The 14,526-nt window shown below is 58.0% G+C and carries 13 protein-coding genes and 2 pseudogenes; 9 read left to right on the forward strand and 6 right to left on the reverse strand.

What is annotated here, in order from left to right; translation table 11 throughout:
• Positions 1-23: 23 nt before the first annotated feature.
• Genes AAEZ09_RS04330 through AAEZ09_RS04340 form a run of 3 tightly spaced genes read left to right on the forward strand, consistent with a single transcriptional unit; the run spans position 24 to position 2,791 of the window.
• A complete protein-coding gene (locus AAEZ09_RS04330) occupies positions 24-1,394 on the forward strand; it encodes a trimethylamine monooxygenase (RefSeq protein ID WP_045060701.1) in 1,371 nt (456 codons plus the stop codon).
• Positions 1,391-2,482 carry a DMT family transporter gene (locus tag AAEZ09_RS04335; RefSeq protein ID WP_350598260.1) on the forward strand — a complete coding sequence of 364 codons (1,092 nt, stop codon included), beginning with the start codon at positions 1,391-1,393 and terminating at the stop codon, positions 2,480-2,482. Before AAEZ09_RS04330 ends, AAEZ09_RS04335 begins: the two co-directional genes overlap by 4 nt.
• A gap of 15 nt (positions 2,483-2,497) precedes the next feature.
• Positions 2,498-2,791: a hypothetical protein gene (locus AAEZ09_RS04340; RefSeq protein ID WP_045060703.1), complete on the forward strand. Its 294-nt coding sequence runs from the start codon at positions 2,498-2,500 to the stop codon at positions 2,789-2,791.
• Positions 2,792-3,059: 268 nt separating this feature from the next.
• Here the strand turns inward: AAEZ09_RS04340 and AAEZ09_RS04345 are convergent.
• Positions 3,060-3,230 (reverse strand): annotated as a pseudogene (locus AAEZ09_RS04345) (transposase domain-containing protein); the annotation flags it as partial.
• A gap of 65 nt (positions 3,231-3,295) precedes the next feature.
• Here AAEZ09_RS04345 and AAEZ09_RS04350 point away from each other — a divergent pair.
• A pseudogene (locus AAEZ09_RS04350) lies at positions 3,296-3,555 on the forward strand (nuclease-related domain-containing protein); the annotation flags it as partial.
• A gap of 290 nt (positions 3,556-3,845) precedes the next feature.
• Positions 3,846-4,229, forward strand: coding sequence for a c-type cytochrome (locus AAEZ09_RS04355; RefSeq protein ID WP_350598417.1), 384 nt, complete (start codon positions 3,846-3,848; stop codon positions 4,227-4,229).
• Between the two features lie 150 nt (positions 4,230-4,379).
• On the opposite strand, the gene AAEZ09_RS04360 is transcribed toward AAEZ09_RS04355, so the two are convergent.
• Both AAEZ09_RS04360 and AAEZ09_RS04365 read right to left on the reverse strand, forming a co-directional pair.
• Entirely contained in the window at positions 4,380-4,925 is a 546-nt protein-coding gene (locus AAEZ09_RS04360; RefSeq protein WP_350598263.1) for a hypothetical protein, read from the reverse strand.
• Positions 4,926-4,987: 62 nt separating this feature from the next.
• Complete coding sequence (locus AAEZ09_RS04365; protein WP_350598265.1) at positions 4,988-5,242, reverse strand: hypothetical protein; 255 nt, start codon at positions 5,240-5,242, stop codon at positions 4,988-4,990.
• 651 nt (positions 5,243-5,893) lie between these two features.
• Between AAEZ09_RS04365 and fae the strand changes: the two genes are divergently transcribed.
• From fae to AAEZ09_RS04385, 4 genes are all read left to right on the forward strand, one after another.
• Positions 5,894-6,406 (forward strand): formaldehyde-activating enzyme, encoded by a 513-nt coding sequence (fae, locus tag AAEZ09_RS04370; protein ID WP_205894054.1) that lies wholly within the window; start codon positions 5,894-5,896, stop codon positions 6,404-6,406.
• 10 nt (positions 6,407-6,416) lie between these two features.
• Positions 6,417-7,451 carry an aldo/keto reductase gene (locus AAEZ09_RS04375; RefSeq protein ID WP_122838341.1) on the forward strand — a complete coding sequence of 345 codons (1,035 nt, stop codon included), beginning with the start codon at positions 6,417-6,419 and terminating at the stop codon, positions 7,449-7,451.
• Complete coding sequence (locus tag AAEZ09_RS04380) at positions 7,448-8,881, forward strand: NAD-dependent succinate-semialdehyde dehydrogenase (RefSeq protein ID WP_205894055.1); 1,434 nt, start codon at positions 7,448-7,450, stop codon at positions 8,879-8,881. Before AAEZ09_RS04375 ends, AAEZ09_RS04380 begins: the two co-directional genes overlap by 4 nt.
• Before the next feature lie 149 nt (positions 8,882-9,030).
• Positions 9,031-10,395 carry an MFS transporter gene (locus tag AAEZ09_RS04385; protein WP_350598268.1) on the forward strand — a complete coding sequence of 455 codons (1,365 nt, stop codon included), beginning with the start codon at positions 9,031-9,033 and terminating at the stop codon, positions 10,393-10,395.
• Positions 10,396-10,518: 123 nt separating this feature from the next.
• On the opposite strand, the gene AAEZ09_RS04390 is transcribed toward AAEZ09_RS04385, so the two are convergent.
• From AAEZ09_RS04390 to AAEZ09_RS04400, 3 genes are all read right to left on the reverse strand, one after another.
• Positions 10,519-11,394: a LysR substrate-binding domain-containing protein gene (locus AAEZ09_RS04390; protein ID WP_350598270.1), complete on the reverse strand. Its 876-nt coding sequence runs from the start codon at positions 11,392-11,394 to the stop codon at positions 10,519-10,521.
• A 216-nt stretch (positions 11,395-11,610) separates the two neighbouring features.
• Positions 11,611-12,717 (reverse strand): hypothetical protein, encoded by a 1,107-nt coding sequence (locus AAEZ09_RS04395; RefSeq protein ID WP_237142332.1) that lies wholly within the window; start codon positions 12,715-12,717, stop codon positions 11,611-11,613.
• Positions 12,718-12,877: 160 nt separating this feature from the next.
• Complete coding sequence (locus tag AAEZ09_RS04400) at positions 12,878-14,524, reverse strand: dipeptide ABC transporter ATP-binding protein (protein WP_350598273.1); 1,647 nt, start codon at positions 14,522-14,524, stop codon at positions 12,878-12,880.
• Positions 14,525-14,526 lie beyond the last annotated feature (2 nt).

Raw genomic sequence — 14,526 nt, forward strand, 5'->3', positions numbered from 1 at the left:
AGCGCCTGAAGGAAGGAGTCTTTATGACTTTTAGAGTTGCCATTCTTGGCGCCGGCCCTAGCGGCTTGGCACAGTTACGTGCTTTCGAAGCCGCCCATTGCGACGACGCTGAATCCCCCGAGATCGTTTGTTACGAAAAGCAGAGTGACTGGGGCGGTATGTGGAATTACACCTGGCGCACTGGTTTGGATCTGTATGGCGAGCCCGTCCATGGCAGCATGTACCGGTATCTCTGGTCAAACGGCCCCAAGGAATGCCTGGAGTTCGCCAATTACAGCTTCGAAGAACACTTCGGCCGGCCGATTCCTTCCTATCCGCCACGCGCCGTGTTGCGTGACTACATCATCGGCCGCGTAGCCAAAAGCAACGTGCGCCAGCACATCCGCTTCAATACAGCGGTGCACTGGGTTGCCTATGACGAGAGCACCAGCAAGTTCGCGGTCACCGTGCGCGACCTCAACCAAGACCAACTGATCACCGAAGAATTCGATCACGTAATCGTTGCCACGGGACACTTTTCGACGCCCAACGCGCCTTACTTCGAAGGCTTGGAGCAGTTTCCCGGTCGCGTATTGCACGCCCATGATTTCCGCGATGCGTGCGAGTTCCAAGGCAAAAACTTGCTGCTGGTTGGCAGCAGTTACTCGGCAGAAGACATCGGCACGCAGTGCCACAAGTACGGCGCCAAGTCGGTTACTTTCAGCTATCGCACCAAGCCTATGGGCTTTGATTGGCCAGAGTCCTTCGCCGAAGTACCGTTGCTCACCCGTGTGGTCGGCAAGACCGCACATTTTAAGGATGGCACCAGCAAAGAGGTCGACGCGATCATCCTGTGCACCGGGTATCGGCATCACTTCCCGTTTCTGCCCAACGAGCTGACGCTGACCACGCACAACCGGCTGTACCCGGAAGGTTTGTACAAAGGCATCGTGTCTTTGGCTAATCCGAAGCTAATGTTCCTCGGCATGCAGGATCAGTACTACACCTTCAACATGTTCGATGCCCAGGCCTGGTATGCCCGGGACATTATGCTGGGTCGTATCAAGCTGCCAGCAGAACAAGCCATGGCCAGCGACACCCGTGAATGGGTGGCCCGCGAAGAGCAAGTGGCTGATCCCTTTGAAGCCATCGACTATCAGGGTGCCTACATACTCGACCTGCTTGAATCGACCGATTACCCACCCTTCGATGTTCTCGCCGTGTCTGATATTTTCAAGGAGTGGGAGCATCACAAAGCAGCGGACATCCTCGGCTATCGCAATAAAAGCTACCGCTCCACGCTGACCGGCACCATGGCGCCCGTGCATCACACGCCGTGGATGGATGCGATGGACGATTCACTGGAAGCCTTCCTGCACGGCAAGCAATCGAAGCCAGCAAAGGTATCTACATGAATCAGCCAAGCCTGAGCCAGGCGCGGTCGCGCTTTACCACCAGCAGCATCCGCTGGGGTTTTACGTGGGCGTTGTGGTGCGCAGTGCTCTGGGGGGCTTGGTACGTGCCAGGCTCCGCGGTTTGGTTCGAAGCGCCTTATGTAGACCTGAAGTACGACACCAATGCCGAGTTCCTGTTGGCGGCAGCCGTGTTGACCACCTTCAACGCCGTTGCCGTGTTGTTCTTCTTGTTCGTTTGGAACGGGGTACTGGGCAAGTGGGGCGAGTACGTTCGCACCATCAAACAGATGCGTTACATCTCTAAGTGGTTCTTCATCGGCGCCATCTTTGGCGGTCCGATGGCCATCTTTGGCTCGTATTTGGCGATCGGTTATATCGGCGGGGCCTTCGCGGCGATTTCTGCATTGATGTACCCCGTCATCGGCGCAACGCTGGCCAGGCTCTGGTACCAGGAGAAAATCACCCTGCGTGCAGCTGTGGGTATTTTCATCATCTTAACCGGCGGTGTGACGGTGTATGCACCCGGCATCATTGCTGAAATCACCGGCACCGGTGACACCGGCTGGCTGGGTTATTTAGGCGGTGCAATGGCTGCTATTGGCTGGGGTGTAGAGGGCGCAATCGCCGGTCGCGGGCTCGATGTTGCCGACCCGGATGTAGGCATTACAGTGCGTTTTACCGCTGAAGTGCTGTATTGGGTCGCACTGATTTTGCCTGCCATCTATTTGTTTACCGATCAGCCGGTAGTCGAACTCGTGGTCGCCACATTCAATTGGGCCGCCATCGGCTGGCTGACGTTAGCGGGCGTGACTTTCGCCTTCTGCTACGTCTCTTGGTACAAGTCGTTCCCACTGATTGGCGTCGGCCGCGGGCAAGCTATTGCCGCGCTGTATGGTTTGTTTGCGGTGATCTTCCTCGCCGCCTTCACGCTGAAGTTTCCCGAGTGGAACTTCCTGGCAGGTTTGGTGCTGTTTGTGGCGGGCGGGTTTGTGATGTTCACCGAAAGTGATGAGGTGCTCGAAGTCGTGCGCGCCGTATCAACCGACCGCAAAAAAACTGGCACTGCCGCTGATGCAGTTACCTCGTGATGATGGGAGCAAGCCATGAATAAACTGCATATGAAGGGCCGCATTCTCCAGTTGATCAACGATCAGCAGGACGTCGGTATCTGGGACTGGCAAATCACAGATACGCTGATGAGTGAGTACGGTATTAGCGGTGCCTACTGGCGCGGTAACACCCGTGTCACCCTGACGGACCTGTTCTCCAGCGGCATCATCGAAAGTGTTGAGGAGAAGCTAGATGATCAGGCCTATTTTGGTGCCGGCCGAGTGCTGTTCAAATTCAGGGTTAACGACTTTGGCCGTCAACGCATGCGCGACACTGCGCTGGCCTGATGGTTGTTGCTACTTACTATTATCAATAAGGAAGCACTATGTCTGAATTCTGGGGTTTTCCGGGGGCCGACATGCTCGCAGTCGCCCTTATTATCGTGCTTAGCAGCTTTGCGCTGTATCAGGCGCGGACTTTTGTGACGAAGCTGTAGTTTTGTAAGGCCGCTGCTGCCACTTTCCGCTTCCAAATGTGGTGAATCGCCCCCGGGCTTCTAGACACGCACGAAGCTTCGGAGATCTATAAGCGTCCGCCGAAGTTACCTTGCATGACTCAGGCAGATACCCAACGATGCGGCAGCAGTCGTTCAATCTCACTCGCCCGCTGCGCCGGCAGTCGCGTTAGCACCTCTTTGAGGTAGGCATACGGATCGTGCCCATTCATACGTGACGATTGGCACGTGCCGAGGAAGTTACGCGCATGCTCACCGGCCCGGCTCGGGCCGAAGTCATAAACCACAGCTTTAATCACCTTTGCGGTGCTGGGTAGATGACCTGGCCGGACGTACGATTTTCCGAGGTGAGCGCCAGGCCCAGTAGACACAGCAGATTTTCCGGCATCGCTTAAGGTTCCAGAACCCTCTGCGGCAGAATTACAAGCACTTGAAGGCGCTAGAAGCGCTGCTAGGCGTTCCGCCCGGGCACATCCATTCGGTAATCGCCTTCGTGGGCGGCGGCAGCTTCAAGACCGCCATGCCGGACAATGTCACCAAGGCGTCAGCTTCATCCGCTATATCAAGTCCTTTCAGCAGCCTCCATTGGCGGGAGCCCGATTCACTTGAGCTTGCGCCGGATGAAGTTGGCCGAGAAATTTTGCCGCAGCTTCGAAGGGCGAGCGAGTAGAAATCGTTGCGTACCGCACTACCTAAAAAGTCCAAATGCTGTTTTGGATCCAATCTGCTAGGATTTGACCACCTGCCTGACTCTGGCTCTTTACCATGCATGGATTGCTAGGCCAGGGTCGGGCGGGTTCTTGGGCTTTTCACGTGACGCGGAGGGCGTGAGTGCTCGCGGATGGGTGTCTACAGCTCTGATTTGTACAACGAAGGCCACATCAAAAATGAGAGTGGAAACATTATTAATCGCTTCACTAGGAATTTTATCGCTAACTCAAACATCACTGTCCTTCGCGGATAATGCCAATGGAAAAAATCTCTATTCGCAGAGATGTTCCATGTGCCACGGAGTAGATATCAAGAGGACAGGACCACTGGCTAATAAAAGCAATCCTCCTACACCTGATCTGACTACATCCGCATTCAAGAAACGACTGAATGACTATCCTGGCGTTATTGTGTCATCGATAATACTGCGTCCAAATGGCGACCTGATTCCACGAACGTTGCAAGAGAATGGTGTAAAGCTGTCGCCGTACGCCTGGAGGGTTAAAGATTTTCGGGATCTGAATCAATACATGAGCAGTGTGATCTCAAAAAATCGATGATTTTGAAAGGTGAGGTGGCAAGCGAATTTGGCGACGGCAGTCGGATGAGTGGCGACTCAACACGATGCCGATGCAGTTGTGGTTTACATGAACAGGCAGCTCCATGGCCGAGCCGCGAGGGGTGGAAACTCCCCCAATGCCTGCACCGAATTACTGTGTTTTTGCGCTCTTGATGTCGCTGATAATCTGCTGAGCGATCGCCTCGACCTGCTTTTGAGTCATTGCTGACATAACCCCCTCCCAAGCAGATGAAGAAGTGTCATAGGTGCGGCTACCGATTAACCGCCCGGACTTCAAATCCGAGTAATCCGCACTCGAGTTGATCCAGGAGTTACCAACCATCACGCCCGCAGCATAGCGCGCACCAGGTGTCAGGTATCGGAAGTTGGTGACGTTGATTTTGATGCCCACTCCGTCCTTCACTGCGGAGTCCGCTACATGAGATTCGGAGAGGCGGTAACCCGCACGGGTAGCTTCATCTTTGAGGGCCTGGTTCCATTCTTGCCTAAGGCGAATCCAGTCCTCGTTTTGCTGGACCTTGCCGTTACCCTGGATATTCACTACCAGGTTCTTCTTGGCGGCCTCGTCAATCGTCAGTGTTTCAGCGCCACCGCTTTTTACGGACGCTGCGCAGCCGCCAAGCAGCGAGACGGCGATGAGGCATGACAGGGCGAGTAGATTTTTGCTGTTTTTCATTGAATGTCCATATCCAGAAGGTTCTGCTGCTGAGGGGCAGTCAGTGTGAAAGTAGCAGCCGATCACTCAGCCTCGCTTCGCAAAATAGTCCCCGCTTTTACTTCACTTGCATAGTGGCTGATTTTTTCTTGCTGAGCCTTGAGTAATGCGCTGATCTTGATCAGCGCATTGGCTTCGTCTGGCGTTTTTCCGCAGCCCGCCATACGCGTCAGCTCACTCATCGACCAGCCGATCACTGCGGCCGCATCCTCCAGGTCATAAAATAGCGCCTGCTGCGCTGTCCTTGGTCCGTCGAGTCCCTGAATAAGATCTGCCAATTATTTCTCCCTCCGCGAGCGTGGTGTTTTTGATTAAGCCGTGGTCACTGATTCTTCGGCGCAGCATTTCCTCTTCCGCCGCCAGATTTATTTCCCGTAGTGCTGGGCAGATTGGCTACGGGCGCACTTTTCGGCTGTCCACCCGAACCTTTCCCGGCACCGCCTGAACTGCTTTTGGTTCCGCCAGACTTGGTCATGATCTTCTCCTCAGGCTTGTTATATGCCCTAGCCTTAACCATAGCCCGCTATGCTAATTTTCGACATTTCAGCGGGCTGGAAATCTGAACGGGTACAGTTTTTACCCTGCGACTTTCACCAATCCTGACCCGATCCAATTCCCTCCTTTTACCCGCACAGTTTTACCGAGCACCAAGTTTTCGGCTTGATTCGCCCTTGAGTTTTGCCGGGTATGACCAGAACTCATGCCCCCATTACTTTTAATGGTTACAGCCCCTCGAATCCCCAGTGTTAAAAAATCGCAAACACAGCTCATCAACAACAAAAAAGAGCGTTTGCAACCATGACTGATCCTCACCGCCGCGGCCTCGCCAGCGCTGTGCTGCGCTCTTCGAACCCCGATATCCGCCCCTCGGTCTTCACGATCCGCGTGCGCTTCTGATCACCCAAAAAATCCAAAAAGAGTAATGACTGATGAAAGAACTCGACCTGTACATCGGTGAAGGTTTCGAAGGCCCTGGCGTGAACGCCGCGCACATCAACATTCTGATCGGGCCGCGCAACGGGCCGGCGGGACAGGCATTTGCCAATAGCCTGGCGTCGCCAAGCCAAGGGCATTGCCCATTCATGGTGATCGCCCAGCCGAACATTCCGGTCAAGCCGATGACCCTTTACGTCAACAAAGCCGCGATCAGCAGCGACATGCACGGCAACGCCACTTGGGGCGCGTCCCAGGCCGGGATCGCCAAGGCTGTTCTGGAAGCCCTGCTGGACGGCACCTTGCCGCCAGAGGCCGAAGACGAATGGGCCATCGTTACTGCTAACTGGGTCAACCCGGCCTGCGATGACCTTGATGCCGTGTACTTGAACAACTACAACGCCTGCCGCACCGCGATCCGCGCAGCCTTGACCGGCAAGCCGGAGACCGCGCAACTGGCGGATGTGGTCGATCACATCAGCAACCCTTTCTACACCCCAAAAGTCTGAGGTCTGCGCCATGCAATACATTCGTTTGGGTAACTCCGGCCTGCAAGTCTCCCGCCTGTGCCTGGGCACTATGAACATGGGTACCCCGGACTGGAAACCGTGGATTTTTGATGAGAAGCAAAGTGAGCCGATCGTCGCTCACGCCCTGGACAACGGGGTGAATTTCATCGACCTGGCGGACTTCTATTCCGCTGGCGTCGGCGAAGAGGTGGTGGGGCGTATCGTCAAGCGCCTGGCTCGGCGTGAAGACCTGGTGATCACCACCAAAGTCGGCTACGGCACCCGCAACGGCATCAATGCCAGTGGGCATTCGCGAAAGCACATCATGGACAGCATTGACGCCTCGCTGAAACGTCTGAACATGGATTACGTCGATGTGTTCATGCTGCATTACTTCGACGTGAATACCCCGGTTGAAGAAACCATGAGCGCGATGAACGACATCGTGCGCTCCGGCAAGGCCCGTTACATCGGCGTGTCAACCATGCTCACCGGGCAACTGGCGAAGATCCTGATGGCTTGCGAACGCAATGGTTGGGTCAAGCCGATCAACATGCAGCTGCAACTGAACTGCGCCTACCGCGAAGAAGAGCGCGAGATGATCCCGTTCTGCCGCGATCAGGGCCTGGGTGTCTCGGTGTTCAGCCCGCTGGCCCGTGGGTTGCTGACCGGCGATGTGCAGTCGACCCGCAACCAGACCGACTTCTTCACCCAGCAGATGTACAGCGACGAAGCCTCGTTCGAGATTGCTCATTCGGTACAACGCGTCGCCCGTGCCCGTGGCGTGTCGAACGCGCAGATCGCCCAGGCTTGGGTCGCCAACCATCCTGGTGTCGATTGCATGCTGGTGGGCGCTGACACCACCGCACAGTTCGACAGTGCCCTGGCGGCGCTGGAAACCAAATTCGATGCCGAAGAACTGTATGAGCTGGAACGCAACTACACCCCGTGCGATGTGATCAACGATTACACCGCTGGCAAACGCATCCTGCGCTCGGCCCGTCCGGGGCTGGAGCGCTTCAATCTGACCGAGGCTGTGGCATGAGCGCGCTGATCCGTAACGGCAATTTCATCGACGGCCAATGGTCCAGCGGTGGTGTGACTTATCCGGTACTCAACCCGGCCAACGGCGAACTCATCGCCGAGGTGCAGAAGGCCGGCGCCGAAGAAACCAACCTGGCCATCGCGGCCGCCAATCGTGCCTTGCCGGCCTGGCGCAAGTTGACCGCCAAGGAACGCAGCCAGCGCCTCAAGCGCTGGAGCGAGTTGATGTTGAGCAACCAGAAGGACTTGGCCACCTTGCTCAGTCGCGAACAGGGCAAGCCGTTGGCCGAAGCCATGGGCGAAGTGGTCTACGCCGCAAGCTTCCTGGAGTGGTTCGCCGAAGAGGCCAAGCGCGCTTACGGCGATGTGATCCCGAGCCACAAGGCCGACTCACGCATCATCGTGGTCAAGGAAGCCATCGGTGTAGTCGCGGCGATCACTCCGTGGAACTTCCCGTTGGCCATGGTCACCCGCAAGGTCGGCCCGGCGTTGGCGGCGGGTTGCACGATGATTCTCAAACCCTCGGAAGAAACCCCGCTGTCAGCGTTCGCCCTGGCGGTGCTGGCCGAGCAGGCGGGCATTCCGGCCGGAGTGTTCAATATCATCTCAGGTGATGCGGTGGCGATTGGCGGGGCGCTGCAAGCCTCCAGCGTTGTGCGCAAACTGTCGTTCACCGGCTCGACCCGCACCGGAAAATTGCTGATGCGCCAAGCTGCCGAGACCTTGAAAAAGGTCTCGCTGGAACTGGGTGGCAATGCACCGTTCATTGTGTTCGACGACGCCGATCTGGACGCCGCCGTCAAAGGCGCCATGGCTTCGAAGTTCCGCAACACAGGGCAGACCTGTGTTTGCGTGAACCGCTTCTTCATTCAGGACGGCGTTTACGAAGCCTTTACCGGCAAGCTCGCCGAAGCGGTCGCCGCGATGCGCGTCGGCAGTGCGCTGGACGGTGAAACCGAGCAAGGTCCGCTGATCAACGCCGCAGCATTGGCCAAGGTTGAACTGCATGTCGGTGATGCTCTGGAGAAGGGCGCCACATTGTTGTGCGGTGGTCGTCGACATGCGCTGGGCGGCACGTTTTATGAGCCGACCATCCTCACCGACGCGAACAGCGAGATGCTGATCGCCCAGGATGAAACTTTCGGTCCGGTGGCGGCATGCTTCCGCTTCAAGGACGAAGCCGAAGTATTGCAACGGGCGAATGACACGCCCTACGGATTGTCGGCTTACTTCTATAGCCGTGACATTGGTCGCGTGTGGCGCATGGCCGAAGGCCTGGAAGCCGGCATGGTCGGGATCAACGAAGGGATCATTTCCACGGAAGTCGCGCCGTTCGGCGGCATCAAAGAATCGGGCCTGGGTCGTGAGGGTTCCAAGTACGGCCTGGAAGACTACCTGGAAATCAAATACCTGTTAATGGGCGGCCTCTAGAGAGAACAGCGGTAAACCCTGTGGGAGCGAGCTTGTTCGCGATGGGGCCGGCACATCCAACATGGATATCGGCTGAAAGGCCGCCATCGCGAGCAAGCTCGCTCCCACAGGTTTCATTTCTCCGTCAATAACAACAACTGGAGACGAACATGTCCGCTCAATCGATAAAGATCGACGACCTGCCCATCGGGCGCTTCCATCTCAAGATCGCCGGCCTGACCTTCGGCGCGCACTTCACCGACGGCTACATTCTCGGCCTGATCGGTATTGCGTTCACACTGCTCAGCCCCCAAATGCACCTCGATGCGTTCTGGCAGGGCCTGATTGGCGCCTCGGCACTGATCGGGCTGTTTCTCGGCAGCCTGTTCTTCGGTTGGATCGCCGACAGGGTCGGCCGACAGAAAATCTTCCTGGTCAGTTTTGTGCTGATCACGATTGCCTCGGTGATGCAGTTCTACGCCGAAACCGCGATGCAGTTGTTTCTCTGCCGGGTGCTGATCGGCATCGGCCTGGGCGGTGACTTCAGCGTCGGCCACGCGATGCTGGCCGAGTTTTCGCCGAAGAAACACCGGGGCGTGTTGCTCGGTTCGTTCAGCGTGATCTGGACCTTCGGCTACGTCGCCGCCACCTTTGTCGGCACGGCGATGCTCAATCTGGGGGATGATGCCTGGCGCTGGATGTTGGCCTCGTCGGCGATCCCGGCAGCGTTGATTCTGATCGCGCGTATCGGTACGCCCGAGTCGCCGCGTTGGCTGGTGAATCAGGGGCGCATCACCGAAGCACGAGCGATCGTCAAGAAACACCTGGGCGACAACGTCGAACTCGACGAAAACCGCTCTACCGAAACCCGTTCCGGCTACGCGGTGCTGTTCAGCCGCGAATACCGCAAGCGTACGGCGTTTAACTGCCTGTTCTTTGTCTGCATCGTGATGCCGTATTTTGCGATTTATACCTTCCTGCCGTCGATTCTGCAGAAGATGGGCCTGGCGGAAGGCTTTGGCACCGAGCTGATGCTGAACATGCTGCTGATCCTCGGAGCATTGATCGGGATCTGGTGCACCGTGAAGTTTTCGCGGCGGGGCTTCCTGATCAACTCGTTCATCATCCTCGCGGTAGCGTTGTTCCTGCTGGCAGTGTTGCCGGGCAGTGCGGCGTTCCTGATGGTGCTGGTGTTCGGCGTGTTCACGCTGGTGTTGTCGGCGGTGAGCAACCTGGTAGGCGTGTTCCCGGCCGAGAGCTTTCCGACCGAAGTGCGGGCCAGCGGGATTGGCCTTGCGACGGCGGTGAGCCGTTTGGGTTCGGCGGTCAGTACCTTCCTGTTGCCGGTGAGCGTGGCGGGGATTGGGTTGAGCCCTACCATGGGAATTCTGGCGGCGATTTTGGCGCTTGGTGCGATGATTTCCTGGGCCTGGGCACCGGAGACAAAATCCCTGACGCTGAGCCAGGCATGCAAGGCGCAAAGTCCGGTTGAGGGTGGCGCGCCTGTTGCGGTGAAGGTCGTGGCACCGGTCTAAAACTGACCACCAATACCCTGTGGGAGCGAGCCTGCTCGCGAAGGCGGCGTGACAATCAACATCTATGTTGACTGGCACTGCGCTTTCGCGAGCAGGCTCGCTCCCACAGGGGGCATCTGTGTTCTATGGATTGCTGACCAACCCCAACCAATCCGCAAACAACCGCACTTTCGACAATCCCTGCTTGTCATTCGCCACATCCAGCCAATACCCATACGGCCCGACCACCTCCACCGCAGTGATCGGCAGCAGGCTGCCATTGGCCAGTTCCTTCTCGATCATCTGCCGGTCAATCACCGCCAGCCCGCCACCGGCCAGAGCCGTGTGAATCACCTGATCCAGCGTGCTGAATTCCAGCCCCTGAGCGGCATCGATATCGTCACGGCCCATTGCCGCCAACCAATTCTCCCAAACTCTCAAGCGCTTGCCGTTGTGCAGGATGTGCAGCAGTGGAAGCTGACGCAAGTCCGGCGGCTGGCCGTTGACGAACAACTCCGGGCTGGCCACCGCCATGTGCCGTTCCATCACCAGCAACTGGCTGCTGCACTGGCTCGCGGCTTCGAGGCCGAAGCGGATGTGGCAGTCGATTTCCGCGAAACTGTCGTGGGCGCTTTGGTTAGTCACGCTGAGGCTGATATCCGGGTAGCGTTGGCAAAAAGCGCGCAGGTGCGCCGATAACCAGCGAGTGGCCCAGGTCGGTGGCGCGACGATGCGCAGGCGTTGGCGCAGGTTGGGCACGCGCACCGCTTGCAGCGCACGTTCGATGTGGTCGAAGGCATCGCTCAGTTGCGGTGAGAGGGCGAGGCCGGTTTCAGTCAGGGACAGGCCTTGTGGTGTGCGGATGAACATCGCCACGCCGAGGTAGTCTTCGAGCTGCTTGATTTGACGACTCACCGCGCCTTGGGTGACGTTCAATCCCAAGGCTGCCTGGCTGAAACTGCGATGCCGCGCGACTTCTTCAAAGACACGCAGCATGTTGAGCGAGGGCAGTTGACGCATGAAAGGGTGACTCCATACCTGTCGCCGAACGGGGGCAGGTTTATTGTTTTTGGCGAATGTTTTGTAGGGCGTATCTGACTCCTGTGGCAGGGGCTGATGCAAGTATTGTTTGGGCTACAGTCTTCGCGAGCAAGCCCGCTCCCACAGTGGGCCGCGTACAAATATGGGAGCGGGCCTGCTAGCGAAGAGGCCTTCAGGAGCGCCCAAAAATCGGGATCAGAAGTAATACCCAATGTTCATGTACAGCTGATTTTCCCAATGATCCGTCCCACCGGCGCCCAGGCTCTGGGTATAGCTGCTACCACCGATATACGGGTCATTCTTGCCGTACAGCCACTCCGTCGCGATCCACAGTTTGCTGAAGGAAAACGAGGTGCCGAAGATCATCCTTTGCGAGGTCTTGAACTCCTCGGCGGATTTGTCGAATGCACTGTAGTTGGCGTACAGCTTCACGCCGCTGACCAGGTCGAACACGTATTTTCCGCTGACGTCGTAGCTCAGGTCGGCTACGTACAAATTGCCGCGACTGGCGACGTTGTAGGTGCCGTCGTATCCGCCCAGGGTGACCACTTCATCGGTGCCGGCATTACGCGGCGACATCTGCTGCCGCGCCGCTTGCAGTTGCACGCCCCACGGGCCGTTCTTGCCCAGGTAGTGCACGGCCACGGCGTTGCGTCGGCCATCTTTGTCGGTGTCCTTGTTTTCCAGGGTCGAGGTCAGGCCGGAGATCCCCACTTCGGATTTCCACGGCCCCAGGTCCAGGGCCTTGGCCACCCGCAGCACCAGGGTGTGGCGTTCCTGGTTGTCGCTGCCGTCAACCACGTAGCTGTCGGCCCCGGACACCACGCTGGAATAGGTCACGCCTTTACTGGTGCCCTTGCCTTGCCACGCCGGGCGCAGGTAGTAGCCGGCCTGGATGTTCCAGTCGCCGTTTTGCTGGATGTACTTGGCGCCAACCTGTTGCACATCTTCCAGGCCGATGACGTTGCCCAGGGTTTCGTAGAAGGTGCTGCCGAAGTACGGCTGCAAACCGAACGGCACCGTGTTCAGGCCCACTTGCACTTGCTGGTCGGGGTTGAACTTGTAGCCGGCCCAGGCGAACTTGGCGAATTGGATATCGCCGTAGTCCTTGGTGTACTGGTAAGGATAGGAGCGTCCGTAGAAACGGTATTGCGCCTCACCGATCCAGGTGTCGGAGTTGTACTTGGCGCTAAGGAAAACCGTGTCCAGGCCAAACTTCTGGATATCGCGATCCGGGTCGTAGTCCCAACGCGCCCGCACGGCACCGCCGAGGTCGAGGTTATCGGTGACCTGCACCGCCATTGCCGGGGCCGCGAAGCCGCCGATCAGCGCAATGAGAGCGAGGCAATGGACTGCAAGAGGGGGGGTGGTGCGCACAGTGATACTCCGATTTCTGATTTTTATTGAGTAACAGCAACCCATGCCGCAGCGAACGCTGCGACCTGGGGAAAGGGTTATAGACTCAGCTGGCCTGAGGTCGGATCAGCCTCAGCGTCGGTTCAGCGGCAGGCGCTACCGGTATCGCCGAAGCGCCGGGTGCTGCTGCCAGCAAGGTTTGGGTGTAGGTGTTTTGCGGCTGCAACAGCACCTGCTGCGCCGTGCCGTACTCCACAACTTCGCCCTGGCGCATCACCGCGATGTAGTCGCTGATCTGCGCCGCGACGCGCAGGTCGTGGGTGATGAACAAAATGCTCAGGTTGAGGCGCTGTTGCAGCTGGGCGAGCAGCTCCAACACCTGTTTCTGCACAGAGACATCCAGCGCCGAGACACTTTCATCAGCGATCAACACTTCCGGGCGCATCGCCAGGGCGCGGGCGATGCCGATACGTTGGCGCTGGCCGCCGGAGAATTGCCGAGGCTTGCGCTTGAGGGCGTCACGTTTGAGCCCGACCTGTTCCAGCAAGTCGCCGGCTTCGGTCCAGGCATCCTTGGCCGACAACCCACGCAGTTGCGCGGCGCGGGCGATGATGTCGCCGACCCGATGCCGCGGATTCAACGAGCCGTAGGGGTCCTGGAAAATCATCTGGATACGCCGCCGATTGGCCGCCAACGCAGAGCCGCGCAACGCGAGAAAGTCCGTATCGCCGACCCATACATGGCCGCTGTCGCTTTCCACCAGCCGAATCGCGGCTTTCACCAGCGTACTCTTGCCCGAACCTGATTCGCCAACAATCGCCAGGGTTTTGCCCCGTGGCAGTTGCAGCGAGACATCCTTCAGCGCAGGCACCAACCGACCCCCGACGTTGTAAGTCTTGGTCAGGTGTTCGATGCGCAACGCCAATTCGCCATCCGCGCACGGTGCGTGCAACTCGGGGTGCAGCGCTGGCACGGCGGCGATCAACTTACGGGTGTACGGGTGTTTCGGTGCATTCAATACTTGATCGCGCTCACCGATTTCCACCAGCACACCGCCCTCCATCACGGCGATGCGGTCAGCGATTTCCGCCACCACGCCGAAGTCATGGGTGATGAACAAAATGCCGTGCTGACCACGACCGCGCAGGTCGCGCACCAGCTTCAGCACCTGGGCCTGAGTGGTGACGTCCAGGGCGGTGGTCGGTTCGTCGGCAATCAACAAATCCGGGTTCATCGCCAGCGCCATGGCAATCACTACCCGCTGGCATTGGCCGCCGGAGAGTTGATGCGGGAAGCTGTTGGCGATCCGTGGCGGGTCGGGCAACTGGGTGGAATCGAGCAGGGCGAGCATACGCCCCCGGCGCTCGGCAGCGGGCATGGTCGGTGCGTGAATGTCGAAGATTTCTTCGACCTGCTGACCAATGCGAATCGCCGGGTTCAACGCCGCCATCGGCTCCTGGAAAATCATTGCGATGCGGTTACCGCGCAACTGGCGCAGGGCGGGTTCGTCCATGCGGCAGATGTCGTTACCGAGAAAATCAATCACGCCTTCGCTGTGGCACAGGCCCTTGGCGTAGTCGCCCATGATCGCTGCCGAGAGCACCGATTTACCGGAGCCGGATTCGCCGATCACACAGAGTATTTCACCCTTGCGCACGTCGAGGCTGATGCCTTTGACGGCGTGGCTGCGGTCGGCGCCGAGTGGCAATTCGATGGAAAGGTTTTCTACTCTCAATACTTGCTGATGACTCATGC

The sequence above is a fragment of the Pseudomonas sp. 65/3-MNA-CIBAN-0223 genome (assembly GCF_040310425.1).
In the GTDB taxonomy this organism is placed as follows: Bacteria; Pseudomonadota; Gammaproteobacteria; order Pseudomonadales; family Pseudomonadaceae; genus Aquipseudomonas; species Aquipseudomonas gregormendelii.

Excerpts from the sequence above, each read along its gene's own strand:
- AAEZ09_RS04400 (WP_350598273.1), bottom strand. The coding sequence starts at position 14,524 with ATGAGTCATCAGCAAGTATTGAGAGTAGAAAACCTTTCCATCGAATTG.
- AAEZ09_RS04380 (WP_205894055.1), top strand. The coding sequence starts at position 7,448 with ATGAGCGCGCTGATCCGTAACGGCAATTTCATCGACGGCCAATGGTCC.
- AAEZ09_RS04330 (WP_045060701.1), top strand. The coding sequence starts at position 24 with ATGACTTTTAGAGTTGCCATTCTTGGCGCCGGCCCTAGCGGCTTGGCA.
- AAEZ09_RS04355 (WP_350598417.1), top strand. The coding sequence starts at position 3,846 with ATGAGAGTGGAAACATTATTAATCGCTTCACTAGGAATTTTATCGCTA.
- fae (WP_205894054.1), top strand. The coding sequence starts at position 5,894 with ATGAAAGAACTCGACCTGTACATCGGTGAAGGTTTCGAAGGCCCTGGC.
- AAEZ09_RS04375 (WP_122838341.1), top strand. The coding sequence starts at position 6,417 with ATGCAATACATTCGTTTGGGTAACTCCGGCCTGCAAGTCTCCCGCCTG.
- AAEZ09_RS04360 (WP_350598263.1), bottom strand. The coding sequence starts at position 4,925 with ATGAAAAACAGCAAAAATCTACTCGCCCTGTCATGCCTCATCGCCGTC.
- AAEZ09_RS04385 (WP_350598268.1), top strand. The coding sequence starts at position 9,031 with ATGTCCGCTCAATCGATAAAGATCGACGACCTGCCCATCGGGCGCTTC.
- AAEZ09_RS04340 (WP_045060703.1), top strand. The coding sequence starts at position 2,498 with ATGAATAAACTGCATATGAAGGGCCGCATTCTCCAGTTGATCAACGAT.
- AAEZ09_RS04395 (WP_237142332.1), bottom strand. The coding sequence starts at position 12,717 with ATGGCGGTGCAGGTCACCGATAACCTCGACCTCGGCGGTGCCGTGCGG.
- AAEZ09_RS04390 (WP_350598270.1), bottom strand. The coding sequence starts at position 11,394 with ATGCGTCAACTGCCCTCGCTCAACATGCTGCGTGTCTTTGAAGAAGTC.
- AAEZ09_RS04335 (WP_350598260.1), top strand. The coding sequence starts at position 1,391 with ATGAATCAGCCAAGCCTGAGCCAGGCGCGGTCGCGCTTTACCACCAGC.